The sequence below is a fragment of the Frigoribacterium salinisoli genome (genome assembly GCF_054781095.1).
Map to the genome: position 1 here is coordinate 753,410 of NZ_BAAGVB010000001.1, position 17,334 is coordinate 770,743.

Annotated in this window: 13 protein-coding genes; 5 read left to right on the forward strand and 8 right to left on the reverse strand. The window is 75.5% G+C overall.

The genetic code is table 11. The features are described from left to right. The first annotated feature begins 145 nt into the window (after positions 1-145). Positions 146-820, forward strand: coding sequence for a TetR/AcrR family transcriptional regulator (locus tag ACYVHQ_RS03575; RefSeq protein ID WP_460510757.1), 675 nt, complete (start codon positions 146-148; stop codon positions 818-820). On the opposite strand, the gene ACYVHQ_RS03580 is transcribed toward ACYVHQ_RS03575, so the two are convergent. The 5 genes from ACYVHQ_RS03580 to kdpA form a co-directional block, all read right to left on the reverse strand. Next, positions 763-1,485: a response regulator gene (locus ACYVHQ_RS03580; RefSeq protein WP_460510758.1), complete on the reverse strand. Its 723-nt coding sequence runs from the start codon at positions 1,483-1,485 to the stop codon at positions 763-765. The two genes, ACYVHQ_RS03575 and ACYVHQ_RS03580, sit on opposite strands and share 58 nt — an antisense overlap. Continuing rightward, on the reverse strand, positions 1,482-4,013 hold the full coding sequence (locus ACYVHQ_RS03585) for a DUF4118 domain-containing protein (RefSeq protein WP_460510759.1): 2,532 nt from the start codon (positions 4,011-4,013) through the stop codon (positions 1,482-1,484). Before ACYVHQ_RS03585 ends, ACYVHQ_RS03580 begins: the two co-directional genes overlap by 4 nt. Positions 4,014-4,038: 25 nt before the next feature. Then, positions 4,039-4,638, reverse strand: a complete 600-nt coding sequence (gene kdpC, locus ACYVHQ_RS03590; protein WP_460510760.1) for a K(+)-transporting ATPase subunit C — start codon at positions 4,636-4,638, stop codon at positions 4,039-4,041. Between the two features lie 91 nt (positions 4,639-4,729). Further along, positions 4,730-6,919, reverse strand: a complete 2,190-nt coding sequence (kdpB, locus tag ACYVHQ_RS03595) for a potassium-transporting ATPase subunit KdpB (protein WP_460510761.1) — start codon at positions 6,917-6,919, stop codon at positions 4,730-4,732. A 2-nt stretch (positions 6,920-6,921) separates the two neighbouring features. Further along, positions 6,922-8,595 (reverse strand): potassium-transporting ATPase subunit KdpA, encoded by a 1,674-nt coding sequence (kdpA, locus tag ACYVHQ_RS03600; protein WP_460510762.1) that lies wholly within the window; start codon positions 8,593-8,595, stop codon positions 6,922-6,924. Between the two features lie 334 nt (positions 8,596-8,929). On the opposite strand from kdpA, the gene ACYVHQ_RS03605 reads away from it, so the two are divergent. Next, positions 8,930-9,370: a ChaB family protein gene (locus ACYVHQ_RS03605; RefSeq protein WP_460510763.1), complete on the forward strand. Its 441-nt coding sequence runs from the start codon at positions 8,930-8,932 to the stop codon at positions 9,368-9,370. Between the two features lie 73 nt (positions 9,371-9,443). Beyond that, positions 9,444-10,022 carry a GIY-YIG nuclease family protein gene (locus tag ACYVHQ_RS03610; RefSeq protein ID WP_460510764.1) on the forward strand — a complete coding sequence of 193 codons (579 nt, stop codon included), beginning with the start codon at positions 9,444-9,446 and terminating at the stop codon, positions 10,020-10,022. Positions 10,023-10,121: 99 nt separating this feature from the next. Here ACYVHQ_RS03610 and ACYVHQ_RS03615 read toward each other — a convergent pair whose 3' ends face one another. Further along, positions 10,122-11,084, reverse strand: coding sequence for a hypothetical protein (locus ACYVHQ_RS03615; RefSeq protein ID WP_460510766.1), 963 nt, complete (start codon positions 11,082-11,084; stop codon positions 10,122-10,124). Positions 11,085-11,543: 459 nt separating this feature from the next. Between ACYVHQ_RS03615 and ACYVHQ_RS03620 the strand changes: the two genes are divergently transcribed. Continuing rightward, positions 11,544-12,320: a ferritin-like domain-containing protein gene (locus ACYVHQ_RS03620; RefSeq protein ID WP_460510767.1), complete on the forward strand. Its 777-nt coding sequence runs from the start codon at positions 11,544-11,546 to the stop codon at positions 12,318-12,320. Positions 12,321-12,350: 30 nt separating this feature from the next. On the opposite strand, the gene ACYVHQ_RS03625 is transcribed toward ACYVHQ_RS03620, so the two are convergent. Then, positions 12,351-14,054: a DUF4832 domain-containing protein gene (locus ACYVHQ_RS03625; protein WP_460510768.1), complete on the reverse strand. Its 1,704-nt coding sequence runs from the start codon at positions 14,052-14,054 to the stop codon at positions 12,351-12,353. A gap of 169 nt (positions 14,055-14,223) precedes the next feature. Between ACYVHQ_RS03625 and ACYVHQ_RS03630 the strand changes: the two genes are divergently transcribed. Beyond that, entirely contained in the window at positions 14,224-16,656 is a 2,433-nt protein-coding gene (locus ACYVHQ_RS03630) for an excinuclease ABC subunit UvrA (protein ID WP_460510769.1), read from the forward strand. Here ACYVHQ_RS03630 and ACYVHQ_RS03635 read toward each other — a convergent pair. Then, positions 16,646-17,332: an SDR family NAD(P)-dependent oxidoreductase gene (locus ACYVHQ_RS03635; protein ID WP_460510770.1), complete on the reverse strand. Its 687-nt coding sequence runs from the start codon at positions 17,330-17,332 to the stop codon at positions 16,646-16,648. The genes ACYVHQ_RS03630 and ACYVHQ_RS03635 overlap by 11 nt on opposite strands. Positions 17,333-17,334 lie beyond the last annotated feature (2 nt).

Genomic DNA, 17,334 nt, shown 5'->3' on the forward strand with positions numbered 1-17,334 from the left:
GCTCACTTCGTCGTGGGGCGGGTGCCGGCCGGGGCCGGCACGGAGGTGCGGGGGCCGCGTCACCGCGGTCGAGCGACGGTACCACGCGTTCGAGTGGCCACTCGAAATTGGTGCCGGGCGGGTCGCCGCGCCTAGGGTGACCCGCATGACGAGTGCGCGCGGGCCCTACGCGAAGTCGGCCGAGCGCCGCGCGGCGATCGTCGACGCCGCCTTCGCCGTCTTCGCCGCGAACGGCTACCGCGGCGGCTCCCTCCAGCAGGTGGCGGACGCGGTCGGCATGAGCCAGACCAGCCTGCTGTACTACTTCCGCGCCAAGGGCGACCTGCTCCAGGCCGTGCTCGAGCGACGCGACGTCGTCGCGGCCGAGCGCGCCGCCGGCACCGCCCGCAGCGACGACCTCGTCGACCGCGTCGTCGCGCAGGCCGAGGCCAACGCCGAGGTGCCCGGCCTCATCGCGCTCTACGCCGTCCTCGCGGGCGAGGCCGTCACCGACGGCAACCCCGGGCGACCGCACGTCGCCGCCCGGTTCGCCCGCTTGCGCGACGAGTACGCCGAGGACTTCCGCCGGCTCGCCGCGGCCGGCCGCCTCCGGGACGGCGTGGACCCCGACGCGGCCGCCGCGGGCCTCGTCGCCCTCTGGGACGGCCTGCAGCTGCAGTGGCTGCTCGCCCCCGGCGACGTCGACGTGCCCGGGGGCCTGCGGGCGCACCTGGACCTCGTCGTGCTGCCCGCTCCTCCTGACGCCCGGCCGCGGCCGAGCGGTCACGCCGGCGCGTCGGGCCCGGGGTCGGAGGCGTCGCCCGAGGGCACGAACCGGTAGCCCATGCCCGGCACCGTCAGCAGGTGCCGGGGCCGCGCGGGCTCCGGCTCGAGCTTCTTGCGCAGCTGGCCCACGTAGAGGCGCAGGTACCCCGTGTCGCGGGTGTGGGTCGGGCCCCACACCTCGGTGAGCACGGTCTCGCGCGTGACGAGCCGCCCCGGGTTGCGCACGAGCAGGTCGAGCAGGCGCCACTCGGTCGGGGTGAGCCGCACCTGCTGCGCCGCCGACCCCGACCCGCGGACGACCGTGCGGGCCCCGAGGTCGACCCGCACGTCGCCGAAGGTCGCCACGGGGCGCTCCGTGCCCGCGGGCACGCGACGCGTCAGCGCCCGGAGGCGCGCCAGCAGCTCGTCCATCGCGAACGGCTTGGTCACGTAGTCGTCCGCGCCCGCGTCGAGGGCCTCGACCTTGTCGGCCGCGCCCGTGCGCCCGCTCATGACGAGCACGGGCACCTGCGTCCAGCCGCGCAGGCCCTCGATCACGGAGACGCCGTCGAGGTGCGGCATGCCGAGGTCGAGGACCACGATGTCGGGGTGCTCGGACACCGCGAGCCGCAGCGCCTCGGCACCGTCGGCCGCCGCGACCACGTCGTAGCCGACGGCGCCGAGGGTCACGGTGAGCGCCCGCACGATCTGCGGGTCGTCGTCGGCGAGCAGGATCTTCACGCGGCAGCCTCCGGAGCGCTGGGGTCGGCGGGCAGGGAGACGACCATGGTGAGGCCGCCGCCCGGGGTGTCCTCGGCGACGAGCGTGCCGCCCATGCCCTCGGCGAAGCCGCGGGAGAGCGCCAGGCCGAGGCCGAGGCCGGTCGTGTTGTCGACGTCGCCCAGGCGCTGGAAGGGCAGGAACACCTCGTCGCGACGGTCGGGCGCGATGCCCGGGCCGTGGTCGACGATGCGCAGCTCGACGACGCCGCCGAAGGCGCTCGCCGCGACGAGCACGGGTCGGTCGACCGGGGCGTGGCGGAGCGCGTTGTCGAGCAGGTTCACCACGACGCGCTGCAGGAGCACCGCGTCGGCGACGACGGCCGGGGCCTCGCCGTCGAGGTCGAGGCGCAGGCGCCCGGGGTCGGGGTCGAGCTCGTCGAGCGCGCCCGCGACGACGTCGTCGAGGTCGACCGGGGCGAGGGAGACCGCGAGCGAGCCGGCCTGCACGCGGCTGACGTCGAGCAGGTCGGTGAGCAGCGCGGTGAGGGCACCGAGGCTCTCCTCGGCCGTGGCGAGCAGCTCGTCACGGTCGTCGTCGCTCCAGCGGACGGTGGGCGACCGGAGGCCCGTCACGGCCGCCGTCGCCGAGGCGAGCGGTCGTCGCAGGTCGTGGCCCACGGCCGCCAGCAGGGCCGTGCGCACCCGGTCGACCTGCGCCAGCGGCTCGGCCCGGTCGGCCGTGGCGCTGAGGCTCGCGCGCTCGAGCGCCGCCTCGACCTGGGCGGCGACGACCGAGACGAGCCTCTGCTCCGAGGCGTCGAGGGCGGGCCCCACCAGCTCGAGCGTGGCGCGCTCCCCCGCCGCGACGACCGTCACGTCGGGCTCCTCGCGCGGCTCGACCGCGTCCGTGCGCGGGGCCGGGCACGGGTCGCCGACCTCGTGCACGAGCACGCCGTCGCTCCGGACGCGCACGGCCCGGAGCCGGAACGCCTCTCGGGTGCGCTCCAGCAGGGCCTGGAGGGCGTCCTGCCCGCGCAGCACCCCGCCCGCCACGCTCGCGAGCAGCTCGGCCTCGCTGCGCGCCCTCGCCGCCGCGCGCGCCCGTCGGGCGGCCCGGTCGACGACGCTGCTCACGAGCACCGCGTTGACCACGTAGAGCACGAGGGCGAGCAGGTGGAAGGGCTCGCCGACCGTGATCGAGCGGTAGGGCTCGACGAAGAAGAAGTCGAGGGTGAGGCCGGAGAGCACCGCCGCGAGCAGGGCGGGCCAGATCCCGCCCACCAGCGCCACGACCACGACGAGCAGCTGGAACGCCAGCACGTCGCTCGTGAGGCTGTCGGCGCTGCGCTGGCTGACCAGCAACCACGAGACGAGCGGCCCGCCGACCAGGGCCAGCGCGGCACCGGCCAGCCTCCGTCGCACCGAGAGGGCGCCGCCGGTGCGCGGCAGGGCGAGGCGCCCGCCGGCCGCCGCCGCGTGGGTGACCATGTGCACGTCGATGTCGCCCGAGTCGCGCACCACCGTGGCGCCGATGCCCGGTCCGGTCAGCGCCGTCTGCAGTCGGCTGCGACGGCTCACGCCGAGCACGAGCTGCGTCGCGCCCAGCGCCCGCGCGAACTCGACGAGGGCGCGGGGCACGTCGTCGCCGACCACCTCGTGCCAGCTGCCGCCGAGCTTCTCCGTGAGCGCGCGCTGGGCGGCGAGCGCGCCCGGCTCGGCCCCCACCAGGCCGTCCTGCGCGCTGACGTGCACGACGACGAGGTCGCCGCCCGACGAGCGGGCCGCGATGCGCGCGCCGCGACGGACGAGCGTCTCGCCCTCCGGACCTCCCGTGACCGCTACCACGACGCGCTCGCGCGCCTCCCACGTGGCGTCGATGCCCTGCTCGGACCGGTAGGTGCGGAGCGCGCTCTCGACCTCGTCGGCCAGCCAGAGCAGGGCCAGCTCCCGCAGGGCGGTGAGGTTGCCGAGCCTGAAGTAGTTCGACAGGGCGGCGTCGATCCGGCCCGCCGGGTAGACGTGCCCGGCCGCGAGCCGGTCGCGGAGCGCCTGCGGGGCGAGGTCGACGACCTCGACCTGGTCCGCGCCCCGCAGCACGGCGTCGGGCACCGTCTCGCGCTGCGCGGCCCCCGTGATCTTCTCGACGACGTCGCTCAGCGACTCGACGTGCTGCACGTTGACCGTCGTGAGCACGTCGATCCCGGCGTCGAGCAGGGCCGTGACGTCCTGCCACCGCTTCTCGTGGCGGAGCCCCGGCGCGTTCGTGTGGGCCAGCTCGTCGACGAGGGCGACGTCGGGCCGGCGGGCGAGGACCGCGTCGAGGTCGAGCTCGCTGAGCGCCACGCCCCGGTGCAGCACCTCGCGCCGCGGGACGACCTCGAGCCCCTCGACGAGGGCGGCCGTGCCGGCCCGGCCGTGCGTCTCGACGACCGCGACGACGACGTCCCGTCCCTCGCCGGCGAGCCGCGCGCCCTCCTCGAGCATCGTCACGGTCTTGCCGACGCCGGGCGCCGCGCCCAGCAGCACCCGGAACCGACCTCGTGTCATGGCGCCATCCTCACAGATCCCGGGCTCAGCGATCGGCGAGGGCCACGTTGAGCTCGAGCACGTCGACGCGGGGCTCGCCCAGGAACCCCAGGTCGCGGCCCGTCACGTGCTCCTCGACCAGGCGCTCCACCTCGGCCACGGGGAGGCCCCGGGCCTCGGCGACCCGGGCCGCCTGCTGACGCGCGTACGCCGGGCTCACGTGGGGGTCGAGGCCCGAGCCGGAGGCCGTGAGCGCGTCGACGGGCACGCTCGCCGGGTCGACGCCGTCGAGCTCGGCGACGGCGGCCCGGCGCTCCTCGACGGCGGCCACGAGGTCGTCGTTCTCGGGCCCGAGGTTGCTGCCGCTCGAGGCGGCGCCGTCCCAGCCGTCGCCGGCCGCCGAGGGCCGCGGCTGGAACCACTCGGGGAGCGGGTCGCCGTCGGCGTCGAGGAAGCCCTGGCCGATGAGGGCCGAGCCGACGACGGCGCCGTCGTGCTCGACCCGACTGCCGTTCGCCTGACCGGGCAGGACGAGCTGACCCAGGCCCGTGACGAGGGCCGTGTAGCCGAGGCCGAGGACGACGGTGAGGACGAGCATCGCCCTGGTGGCGACGCCGAGCTGACGTGCGGTGCTGCGGAGGTCCATGTGGTGCTCCTGTTCGTGCGGTGCGCCGGGGGCGCAGGAGGGTGGGGTGCGGTTCCGGGGGCGCAGGAGGGTGGGGTGCGGTTCCGGGGGCTCAGAAGCCGGGCAGGAGGCTGACGACGAGGTCGATCGCCTTGATGCCCAGGAACGGCGCGACGACGCCGCCGAGGCCGTAGACGAGCAGGTTGCGGCTCAGGATGCTCGACGCCGAGGCCGCCCGGTAGCGGACGCCCTTGAGGGCGAGCGGGATGAGCGCGACGATGACCAGCGCGTTGAAGACCACGGCCGAGAGGATCGCCGAGGCCGGCGACGACAGCTGCATGACGTTGAGCAGCCCGAGCCCCGGGAACGCGCCCGCGAACATCGCGGGGATGATCGCGAAGTACTTCGCGACGTCGTTCGCGATCGAGAACGTCGTGAGGGCACCACGGGTGATGAGCAGCTGCTTGCCGATGCGCACCACGTCGATGAGCTTCGTCGGGTCGCTGTCGAGGTCGACCATGTTGCCGGCCTCCTTGGCCGCCGACGTGCCCGTGTTCATGGCCATGCCGACGTCGGCCTGGGCCAGGGCGGGGGCGTCGTTGGTGCCGTCGCCCGTCATCGCGACGAGCGCGCCGCCCTCCTGCTCGCGCCGGATCAGGGCGAGCTTGTCCTCGGGCGTCGCCTCGGCGAGCACGTCGTCGACGCCGGCCTCGGCGGCGATGGCCCGGGCGGTGAGCGGGTTGTCGCCCGTCACCATGACGGTGCGGATCCCCATGCTGCGCAGCTCGGCGAAGCGTTCGGCGAGGCCCTCCTTGACCACGTCCGAGAGCTGGACGACCCCGAGGACCCGGGGCGCGCCTCCTGCCGGGCGGACCGCCACGACGAGCGGCGTGCCGCCCGCCTGCGAGACGGCCTCGACGTGGGCGGTCAGCTCCTCGCGCTGCCCGGCGCTCAACGCAGCCTCGGCCTCGACCCAGGCGACGACCGCGGCCGCCGCCCCCTTGCGCACCAGCGTGCCGTCGGGCAGGTCCAGGCCGCTCATGCGGGTCTGGGCCGTGAACGGGACGACCTCGCCGCCCCGGGACGGGTCGCGGTGCCAGCCCGACGCCTCGGCGAGCGCGACGACGCTCGTGCCCTCCGGCGTCGGGTCGGCGAGCGACGAGGTGGCCGCGGCGTCGACGAGCTCGGCCCGGCTGACCCCGTCGAGCGGGACGACGTCGGTGGCGCGGCGGTTGCCGTAGGTGATGGTGCCGGTCTTGTCGAGCAGCAGGGTGGTGACGTCGCCGGCGGCCTCGACGGCGCGACCCGACATGGCGAGCACGTTGTGCTGCACGAGCCGGTCCATGCCGGCGATGCCGATGGCGGAGAGCAGCGCGCCGATGGTGGTGGGCACGAGGCAGACGAGCAGGGCGATCAGCACGGGGACGCTCACCGAGGCGTCGGAGTAGGACGCCATCGGGTTGAGGGTGAGCACCACGACGAGGAACACGATCGAGAGGCTGGCCAGCAGGATGTCGAGCGCGATCTCGTTGGGGGTCTTCTGCCGAGAGGCCCCCTCGACGAGGCGGATCATGCGGTCGACGAAGGTCTCGCCGGGCTTCGAGGTGATGCGCACCACGATGCGGTCGGAGAGCACGCGGGTGCCGCCCGTGACGGCGCTGCGGTCGCCGCCGGACTCGCGGATGACGGGCGCGGACTCCCCCGTGACGGCGGACTCGTCGATGCTGGCGATGCCGTGCACGACGTCGCCGTCGCCGGGGACGAGCTCGCCGGCGGTGACCACGACGACGTCGCCGAGCGCCAGGTCGGCGCTCGCGACCTCCTCGGTGGCGGCGTGCTCGCCGGCCGGGTCGCCGCTGGCGTCGTGGTCGACGAGGCGGCGCGCGGTCGTGCTCGTGCGGGTGGCCCTCAGCGCTTGCGCCTGCGCCTTGCCGCGGCCCTCCGCCACGGACTCGGCGAGCGCGGCGAACAGCACCGTGAGCCAGAGCCAGACGGCGATGGCCCAGGTGAAGGAGCCGGGCACGGGCGAGCCGCCCGAGGTCTGGGCCTCGCCCGTGACGCTGCCCACGATCGCGAGCACCGTCACGTAGGCGGCGCCGACCTCGACGAGGAACATCACGGGCGAGCGGCGCAGGACGCGCGGGTCGAGCTTGCGGAAGGCGCCGGGGAGCGCGGCGCCCACCTGGGCGAGGGTGAAGGGACGCCGCGTGCGGTCGGCCCGCGCCGGTGCGGCGGTGGCCTCGGCGTCTCCGGCGGCGGTCTCGGGCGCCTCGGCGGGCGCGTGCGGGGTCGGTGCGGTCATGGTCAGTTCAGCCCTTCGGCGAGCGGTCCCAGTGCGAGGACCGGGAAGTAGGTGAGCGCGGTCACGACCACGGCGACGCCGGTGAGCATGCCGACGAACTGCGGGCGGTGCGTGGGGAGCGTCCCGCTGGTGGCGGGCACGCGGTCCTGGGCGGCGAAGGAGCCGGCCAGGGCGAGGACGAGCACGATCGGCACGAAGCGGCCGAGGATCATCGCGAGGCCGAGCGCGGTCGTGAACCAGGGGGTGCTGGCGGTGAGCCCGGCGAAGGCCGAGCCGTTGTTGTTGGAGGCGCTCGTGAAGGCGTAGAGCACCTCCGAGAAGCCGTGCAGCCCGGGGTTCCAGATCGAGGTGGCCTCGACGTCGGCGCGGACGGCGGGGATCGCGAAGCTGAGGGCCGTGCCGCCGAGCACGAGGACGGGGGTCACGAGGATGTACAGGCTCGCGAGCTTGATCTCGCGCGGCCCGATCTTCTTGCCCAGGTACTCGGGCGTGCGTCCGACGAGGAGCCCCGCGATGAACACCGTGACCACGGCGAGCACGAGCATGCCGTAGAGGCCGGAGCCCACGCCGCCGGGGGCGATCTCGCCCAGCATCATGTTGATCATCGGCAGCGTGCCGCCGAGCGCGGTGAAGGAGTCGTGCATCGAGTTGACCGCGCCCGTGGAGGTGAGCGTCGAGGTCGACCCGAACAGGGTGGAGCCCCAGATGCCGAAGCGGACCTCCTTGCCCTCCATCGCGCCTCCTGCGAGCTCGGGCGCCGTGCCCGCGCCGCGCAGCTCGGCCCAGGTGAGCAGCGTGAGCGACACGGCGAAGATCGTGGCCATGACGGCCGCGATGGCCGTGCCCTGACGGCGGTCGCCCAGCATCGTGCCGAACGTGCGCGGCAGCGAGAACGGGATCGCCAGCATGAGCACGATGGAGAAGGCGCTCGTCCACGGGGTCGGGTTCTCGAACGGGTGCGCCGAGTTCGCGTTGAAGAAGCCGCCGCCGTTGGTGCCGAGCAGCTTGATCGCCTCCTGCGAGGCGACCGGTCCGCCGGGGATCGTCGCCGAGCCGCCCGTGAGGGTCGTCACCTGCTCGGGTCCGGCGAAGCTCTGCACGACGCCGCCGGCGAGGAGGACGACCGCGGCCAGCAGCGACAGCGGCAGGAGCAGGCGGACGAGCCCGCGAGTCACGTCGACCCACACGTTGCCCAGCGTGGCGCTGCGCGTCCGGGCCAGGCCGCGGACCAGGGCGACGGCGACCGCGAGGCCGACGGCCGCGGAGGTGAAGTTCTGCACGGCGAGTCCGGCGAGCTGCACCAGGTGGCCCATCACGAGCTCGGGCGAGTACGACTGCCAGTTCGTGTTGGTGACGAACGACGCCGCCGTGTTGAAGGCGAGCCCCTCGGGCACGGCGGACAGCCCGAGCGACAGCGGGAGGAGCGCCTGCGTGCGCTGGAGCAGGTAGACGAGCAGCACGCCCACGACCGAGAAGGCCAGGACGCCGCGGAGGTACTGCGGCCAGGTCTGCTCCGACGCGGGGTCGACGCCGACGAGGCGGTAGAAGCCGCGCTCGACGCGCAGGTCGCGGGTCGACGACCAGGTGCGGGCCATGTGGTCGCCGAGGGGACGGTGGATCGCGACGAGGACGGCTGCGACGGCGAGCACCTGCAGCACGCCGGCCAGGGCGGCCATCAGTCGTCCTCGGGCGCGACGAGCGCCCGCACGAGGAAGGCGAGGGCGGCGACGGCGAGGACCACCGCTCCGAGGTCGAGCACGCTCACAGCTTCTCGACCCCCTTGCCGACGAGGGCGACCACGGCGAAGGCCGCGATCACGACGAGAACGTGCACGATGTCCAGCACGGGTCACTCCTGAGGGTCTGACGGGCCGCGAGGCCCGGTGCCGGGTGGCACGTCGAGCCATGAGACACCTCCGTCGGGCGCCCGACGGCGGTCCTCACGCTTTCCTCACGCCGCGTGGCCCGATCCTCACGGTTCCCTCACGGCCGGCAGGAGGCGCGGGGCAGGATGGGCCGGACCGCACCTTCCCGACGACCCCGGAGGACGACCGTGGCCCAGCCCGATGACGACCTGCCCAGCACCCTCGAGCGCTCCGACGCGCACGCCCGCGACCTGTGGAGCGCCGCGCACCGCTCCGCCGTCGACAGCTACGGCGAGGGCGAGCGGGCGCAGCGCACCGCCTGGTCGGCCCTCAAGCACGAGTACGAGAAGGTCGGCGACCACTGGGAGCGCAAGGCCTCCTCGGGTCCCTCTGACGCCGGTGCGGCCGACCGCGGTGCGGGCACCCGCGGCGGCGTCGACGCGAACGCCTCGAAGCAGCACCTGCTCGAGGTCGCCCGTCGCCTCGACGTGCGCGGACGCAGCCGCATGACGAAGGACGAGCTCGTCGACGCGATCGCCCGGGCCAACGACCGCGAGACCCGACGCAGCCGCGAGCAGGAGGACTGACCGCCCACCCGTGGGTGGTGCGGCCGGCGCCGGTGGTGCGGCCGGCGTCGGTGGTGCGGCCTAGCGTCGCACCGTGACCGAGAACCGTGCCCCGGCCCTCGTGCGGGCCTGCGCCGCCGACGACGAGCCCTGCCCGAGGCCCGTCGAGCCCGGCTCACCCGTGCCGCTGTGCCCGCAGCACCTGGCGCTCGCCGCAGAGCACCACGCGGCCGGGCACGGGGTCGTCGACCTGCTGCCGACCCCGTGCCCGGCCTGCGCGTCACGCCACGGGGTGCACCGCGCCTCCGGCTGGCAGTGCGCCGTCTGCGAGTGGCGGCTCGGCGAGGTGCCCGACGGCGAGCTGCCCCCGCCGCGCGTCGACGTCGTGTACTACCTGCGCTTCGGCGACCGGGTCAAGATCGGCACCACGGCGAACCCCCGGCAGCGACTGGCCCGGCTCTGGCACGACGAGCTGTTGGCCTTCGAACGGGGCGACCGCGTCGTCGAGCACCGTCGCCACGTCGAGTTCGCCGAGCACCGGCACGGACGCACCGAGTGGTTCGTGGCCTCGCCCGAGATCCTGGCCCGGGCCGCCCTGCTGCGGGCGGGCGTCGACGACCCGTGGCGGCAGCACGCCCGCTGGGTCAGCGAGGCGCTCGCGCTCCGCGGCTGAGCGCCCGCTGGGTCAGCGAGGCGCTCGCGCTCCGCGGCTGAGCGCGACGTCGCACAGCGGCTGCGCGAGTACCGCCGTGAGCCCGCAGCAGGATGCCGCTCAGCGCAGCCAGGCGTCGACGTAGAGGTCGCCGCGCACCTCGCGGAACACGTCGAGAAGGCGCGGCACGGTGCTGCGGCCGATCCCCGCGAGCACGAGGTCGTGGGGCCCGAGCGGCTCCAGGCGCCCCGTGCGCAGGCGCACGACCTCCCACCCGGCCCGTCGCAGCGCGCGGTCCTTGCGCCGGTCGGCGGCCTCGCGGTGCCCGACGTGCTCGAGCCCGTGCCGACCGGTCGAGTCGTACTCGACCGCGATCCGCAGCTCGGGCAGCACGATGTCGGGCCACGCCTCGAGGTGGTCGAAGAACGGAGCCCCGAGCCGAACCGCGTTGAGGCCGGGCGTGAAGGTCAGGGCCGCGGCCAGGTCGGCCCGGAGGCGCTCCTCGACGGCCGAGGCCGGCGGGGGTGCGCAGGCGCTCGCGAAGGGCTCCCCCACCGGCAGGTCGGGGGTCTTCGAGCAGGGGCCGCGCTCGGCCGCCCGACGGGCACCCGCACGCGGAGGACGAGGGCTGCCGCCCGCCCCGGCGAGCCGGCGCAGGCGCTCGAGCCGTTCGGCCGAGTCCGCGACCGCTCCGCCGCCCTCGCCTGGTGGGGGCGGCAGCGCCCCCGGCGCCTCGGCCTTGCGCCCCGGGTCCATCGGCAGGGCGGGCAGCCGACGCGGGTCGGCGAGGGCGCTGCACGACGGGCACCACGACGAGCGTCGGCGTTCACGGCCCGGACGGTGCCGCTGCTCGTCGGGCGTCGCCACGAAGAGGTGCCCCGCGTCGCACTGCCAGCACAGCCAGACGTCGGCGGCCGGCGGCACCTGGCTGAGCAGGACGCCCTGGTTGTGCTCCGGCCGGTACTGCCGCACGAGCACCGGGTACCGGGCCCAGGAGTCGCGGTACGTGCCCGGCGCGTACGGCACGTCGAGACCGCGCGACCGCTGTCGTCGCGCCCACCAGCTGTCGATCGGCTCCGGCACGACGGCAAGGCTAGGGGCGGCCACCGACACCGGCGGCCACCCGGGGCCGCGGACGCGTCCCGTCAGCACGGAGTGGACGGCCCGCCGTCGATGGGCACGACGGCCGCGTCGACGCGGGTGGCGTCGTCGGAGAGCAGGAACGCCACGACGCTCGCGATCTCCGCCGTCGCGCTCCGTCGGGTCCCCCTGGACGGACTGCTCGGCGGCACCCTCGGGGTCGTCCGCGTCGACCTGGCGCAGGGAGGCCTCGACCCTCGGCGTCCGGATGGCACCGGGCGCGCTCCTGCTCGTCGGCCGGGCCGCATTGCCCGACACGTGTCGGTCAGGCTCCGCGGGCCCGCCCGACCGACGGGCGGACGCGCCCTCCGTCGGGAGGACCACGCGAGCGGGTCCCGCGGTCCAGGACGCGTGGCCGAGCGACGGACGCGCGGCCCCGCCACGGCTCCGTACCGTCGCCCCATGACCTACGACGACTGGACCACGCACTTCGAGACCGCACCCACGCGGCAGCGCGCCCTCGAGGCCGAGGTGCCCTGGGGCTCCCCCTGCACGCTCCCCGACGCCGAGCGCGCGGCCTTCGTCCGTTCCTTCCAGCGCTTCGCCCTCGGCGAGGACGGCGACGGCGCCCGGCTCCTCGGGAAGGCGAGGGCGTCGGGCGACCCGGGCTACGTCCGGGCGCTCGAGCTCCTCGTCGCCGAGGAGCAGCGGCACGCGGCCCTGTTCCGCCGCGGCCTGGCCCATCTCGGCGGTGACGAGCTCGAGGCGCACTGGTCCGACGCGGCGTTCACGGTCCTCCGGCGCTCCCTCGGGCTGCGCACGGAGATCGCGCTCTTCCTCGTCGCGGAGGCCGTCTCCCTCGGCTGGTTCGTCGCCCTCGCGGACGACGCCCCCGACCCGGTGCTGCGCGGCATCGGCCGCCGCATCGCGACGGACGAGCGCGACCACCTGCGGTTCCAGGTGGACCGCCTGCGACAGGGCTTCGCCGGCGTCCCCGGCCCGCTGCGCGCGGCCGTCGGCCTCGTCTGGACGGGCGTCGCGGCAGGGGCGGCCACGGTGCTCGTCCTCGACCACGGCGGCGCGCTGGTCACCTGCGGCCTGCGACGCCGCCGCTACTGGTGGGACGCCGTCACGACGTTCCACCGCGCGGCGTCCGCGGCGCTCGCCGGCGGCGCGCCCCTGGGTCCGTCGACCGCTCGCACCCGGCCGGCGCAGAGCCGGGGTGCCGTCGCCGCCTGACCGGCGTGCGACGGCGCCCGCGGCGCGCGCTCAGCCCTGGTCGGGCGTCGAGCGGATCGGCATCGCGCGGCGTCGGGCGAGGAGGGCCCCTGCGGCGCCGAGCAGCAGCATCCCGAGCGCGGCGAGGGCGAGGGGCGCCTGGTCCGCGCCGGTCTCGGCCAGCGCGGCCCGGGCCGGCGTGCGCGCCACGGCGGGCTCGTCCACGACGGGGTCGACGACGGGCTCCACGACGGCAGGAGGCGCGACCACGCCCGGCGCGGTCGGCGCGCCCGTCGGCGGCACGGCGGCCTCCGCGGCGACGACGACCTGCTGACCGAGGTCGTTGATCCCGGTCGACGCGTCCCAGGTGCCCTCGTTCGCCACCTGCACGGCGAAGCGCGGGTCGTCCGCGACGGAGGCCGAGGCCGACGGCATCGCGAGGCCGACCGACCAGGTGCCCTCGGGCAGCTCCTCGAGCTCGGCGGTCACCGTGGTCGTGTTGCCGGCGGCCCAGTCCCGCACGTCCGTCTCGAGCGGCACGGTGAGGGTCTCGCCGGCCCCGTCGCGGAGCACGAGCTCCGCCGGGCGGGCGTTGTACGGGGCCGCCCAGCCGTCGTTCCTGACGTCGACGGCGAGGGTCGCGCCTCCTGCCCCGTCGTCGGTGAGCCGGCTCTGCTCGAGCACGAAGCGGTAGCCGAGGCGCTGCGCGGCCTCCGTGAGCCCGGCCTCGCCCCAGCTGGCGAGGACGTCGGGCTGGTAGTCGCGGTTGAGGTAGCTGTAGTGGTACCGCTCCATCTCGGCCGAGGCGCTGGCCCACTCCGAGCGCGGCGGGTTCACGTTGCAGGTCTCGCCGCCCATGGGCACCGAGCGGGTCTCCTGCTCGAGGTACTCCTGGTCGAGCGTGATCGGGTCGCTGAGGAACGTGCCCCAGTCGTCGGGAGCCGCGAGGAAGCAGTCGTTGTGGTGGCCGACCCGCGAGAGCGCCGAGCCGTCGTGGGCCTGCTCGTCGGTGAGGGCGCCCTCGACGCCGCTCGGCACCCCGAACATCGACTGCTTCATCGCCATCGTGCGCAGCTGGATGCTGCGGTCGGCGGGCAGCTCGGCCAGGAGCGCCTCGTAGACGGCACGGCGCTTGGCCTGGTCCTCCTCGGTGAGCAGTCCCGGGTTCGCCGGGTCGGAGGCGAAGTCGTCCGTGTAGTAGCCCTCGCCCCACAGCCCGATGAAGCCGGACTGCACCACGGGGATCACGTCGGCGTTCGCCCGGAGGACGGGCCCGAGCTGGCGGACGTGCGCCAGGACGACCTCGACGGGCGCGTCGCCGTAGGGCGCCGTGTACGGGAAGGACCCGCCCTGCACGTAGGCGAAGCGCGTGATGACGCCGACGCCCGACCCGCGGGCCGTGTCGTAGTCGGCCTGCAGCCGCTCGAGGAGGTCCTGGTCGAGCGTGGGCGTGCCCACGAAGGCCTCGAGGTAGACGACGCGCAGCACCTGCGTCACGCCCTCGGACCGCCAGGCCTCGAGCTGCGCGGCGTCGAGGGGCGCCCAGCCCTCGCCGCCGGCACGGTAGTGGGTCTCGGTGTGGTGGTAGAAGCCGCGCTCGGGGTTCGCGACGACGGCGTCGCTCCCGGCGTAGTCGACGGTGGTGACGATGGGGGCGGCCGAGGCAGGAGGCGCGAGCAGGCCCGTGAGGGCGAGCGCGAGCCCGGCGGTCACGGCCGGGGCGACCCGGCGGGCGGAGATGGGGCGGACGGTCATCGTGGTGCCTCCCTGTCGGGACGAGCCCTGCGCCGTCCGTGGCACGATTCTGGGGGTAGGACGAGCATCCTGCAAGCCCATGATCGATGTGGGGCCGATGCAGTCATCTTCGAGCATGCACGGAGGGCGCGAGGGGCGACGACCCGACCCAGCGCCTAGCATCGCCCGGATGCCCTCGTCCTCGCCCCGCGCCTCCTGCCCTCCCGACCCCGCCGCCGCGGACGGCTTCGTCCGGGTGCGGGGAGCGCGCGAGAACAACCTCCGCGCCGTCGACGTCGACGTGCCGCGCGACGCGCTCGTGGCCTTCACGGGCGTGTCGGGGTCGGGCAAGTCCTCGCTCGCGTTCGGCACCATCTTCGCCGAGGCCCAACGACGCTACCTCGAGTCGGTCGCGCCCTACGCGCGCCGCCTCATCGCCCAGGGCAGCACGCCCCGGGTCGACGAGATCACGGGGCTGCCGCCCGCCGTGGCCCTGCAGCAGCGCCGCGGCACCGCGAGCTCCCGGTCGACCGTGGGCACGCTGACGACGCTGTCCAACTCGGTGCGCATGCTCTACTCGCGGGCCGGCAGCTACCCCGAGGGCACCGAGCGCCTCGAGAGCGACTCCTTCTCGCCGAACACGGCCGCCGGCGCCTGCCCCCGCTGCCACGGGCTGGGCACGGCGCACGAGGTCACCGAGGCGTCGGCCGTGCACGACGCCTCCCTCACGATCCGGGAGGGCGCCATCACCGCCTGGCCGGGCGCCTGGCAGGGCAAGAACCTGCGCGACGTCACCGCCGTGCTCGGCCACGACCTCGACGTGCCGTGGCGCGACCTGCCGCGCGCCGACCGCGACTGGCTGCTCTTCACCGAGGAGCAGCCCGTCGTCGAGGTCGTCCCCCAGCGCGACCGCGTCGCCAAGCCCTACAAGGGGCGCTTCTGGAGCGCGCGCTCGTACGTGCTGCACACCCTCGCCGACTCGGCCAGCGAACAGCAGCGGGCCAAGGCGCTCCGCTTCGTCGAGAGCGGGCCGTGCTCGCTCTGCGGCGGGACCGGCCTCACCCGCGCGGCGCTCGCCGTGACCTTCGCGGGGCGCACCGTCGCCGACCTGGCCGCGCTCCCCCTCGCGCAGCTGGTCGAGGTGCTGCGCCCCACGGCCGAGCTCACCGGCGCGGCCGCCGCGACCTCACGGGCCAGCTCGGGCGAGGGGACCGAGGTCGCCGTCGCGCTCGCCCGCGACCTGCTCGGCCGGGCCGAGGTGCTCACGGGGCTCGGCCTCGGCTACCTCAGCCTCGACCGGGCGACCCCGACGCTCTCCCCCGGCGAGACCCAGCGCCTGCGCATCGCGACGCAGCTGCGCTCCGGGCTCTTCGGCGTCGTCTACGTGCTCGACGAGCCCTCCGCGGGCCTGCACCCCGCCGACGCCGAGCAGCTCGTCGAGGTGCTCGACGAGCTGCGGGCCGGCGGCAACAGCGTCTTCGTGGTCGAGCACGACATGGACCTCGTGCGCCGGGCGGACTGGATCGTCGACGTGGGGCCCGGTGCCGGCGGGCAGGGCGGGCAGGTCCTCTACAGCGGGCCGGTCGAGGGGCTGCACGAGGTCGAGGCGTCGGTGACGCGGCGGTTCCTGGACCCGGCGGCGCGGAGCGGTGCGGACGGGCCGCGACGCACGCCGATCGGCACGCTCGAGCTGCGCCACGTCACGGCCCACAACCTGCGGGACCTCGACGTCGACCTGCCCCTCGGCGTGCTCACGGCCGTCACCGGCGTGAGCGGCTCCGGCAAGTCGACCCTCGTGGGGCAGGTGCTGCCCGCGCGCGCGACCGAGCACGAGCTCGTGGACCGCGTGGTGGAGGTCGACCAGAAGCCCATCGGCCGCACGCCGCGGTCGAACCTCGCCACCTACACCGGCCTCTTCGACGCCGTGCGGGCCGCCTTCGCCGCCACCGACGGCGCGAGGTCGCGCGGCTGGACCGCGGGGCGCTTCTCGTTCAACGTCGCGGGCGGCCGCTGCGAGGTGTGCCAGGGCGAGGGCTCCGTCTCGGTCGAGCTGCTCTTCCTCCCCGGCAGCTGGGCGCCCTGCCCCGAGTGCCACGGCTCGCGCTACGCCGCCGAGACCCTCGAGGTCACGTGGCACGGGGCCACGATCGCCGACGTGCTGGGCCTCACGGTCGACGAGGCCGAGCCGTTCCTCGCGGACGTGCCGGCCGCGGCCCGTAGCCTGCGGACCCTGCGCGAGGTCGGCCTGGGCTACCTGCGCCTGGGGCAGCCCGCGCCCGAGCTCTCCGGGGGCGAGGCGCAGCGCATCAAGCTCGCCACCGAGCTGCAGCGGGCGCGCACGGGTCGCACCCTGTACCTCCTCGACGAGCCCACCACGGGGCTGCACCCGGCCGACGTCGAACTGCTCGTAGGGCAGCTGCAGCGCCTCGTCGACGCCGGCAGCACCGTCGTGGTCGTCGAGCACGCCATGGACGTCGTGGCCGCGGCCGACCACGTCGTCGACCTCGGGCCGGCCGGCGGGGACGGCGGTGGCCGCGTCGTCGCGGTCGGCACGCCGGCCGAGGTGGCGGCGTCGACCGAGAGCCGCACGGCGCCGTACCTGGCCGCGCGCCTCAGCCGCTGAAGGCCGTGCTCGGCAGGTCCCGGTCCCCGTCGACGACGGCGCGCACGATCCGCTCGGCCACCACGTCGGGGTCGAGGGCCGAGCCGAAGGACGGCGCGCGTCCGGCGATCGCCCGGCTCGCGAGGCCCGTGTCCGTGTGACCGGGCCTGGCGTCCAGCAGGCGGATGCCGGACCTCCTGTGCTCACGGGAGGCCGCTGCCACGAAAGCCGCGAGGGTCGCCTTCGACGCGGAGTAGGCCGCCATGCCCGACGTGGGCGACTCGGCGACCACGCCGCTGAGGGTCACGACGAAGGGCTCGCGCCCCTGCGCCGCGGAGTCGGCCAGTGCGGCGTGCGCCTCGCGCAGCAGGCGGATCGGGCCCGTCGCGTTGACCGCCAGGAGGTCGTCGAGGACGTCGTCGTCGAGCTCTACCGCGGGGCCGAAGGCGACGAGGCCCGCCGCCACGACCACGCCGTCGAGCCGCCCGTGCCGCTCCAGCACGGCACCGACCAGGGTGGCCGGCGCCGACCGGTCGCGGAGGTCCGCGAGGAGCGCCCCCTGGGCCCGCTCCGGATCGCTCCCCCGCGCGGTGCGGACGACGAGGGCGCCCTCGTCCTCGAGCATGGCGGCCAGGCGCAGGCCGAGGCCCCCGGACGCTCCGACCACGAGCACCACCGCGCCGGCGAGATCTGTCATGC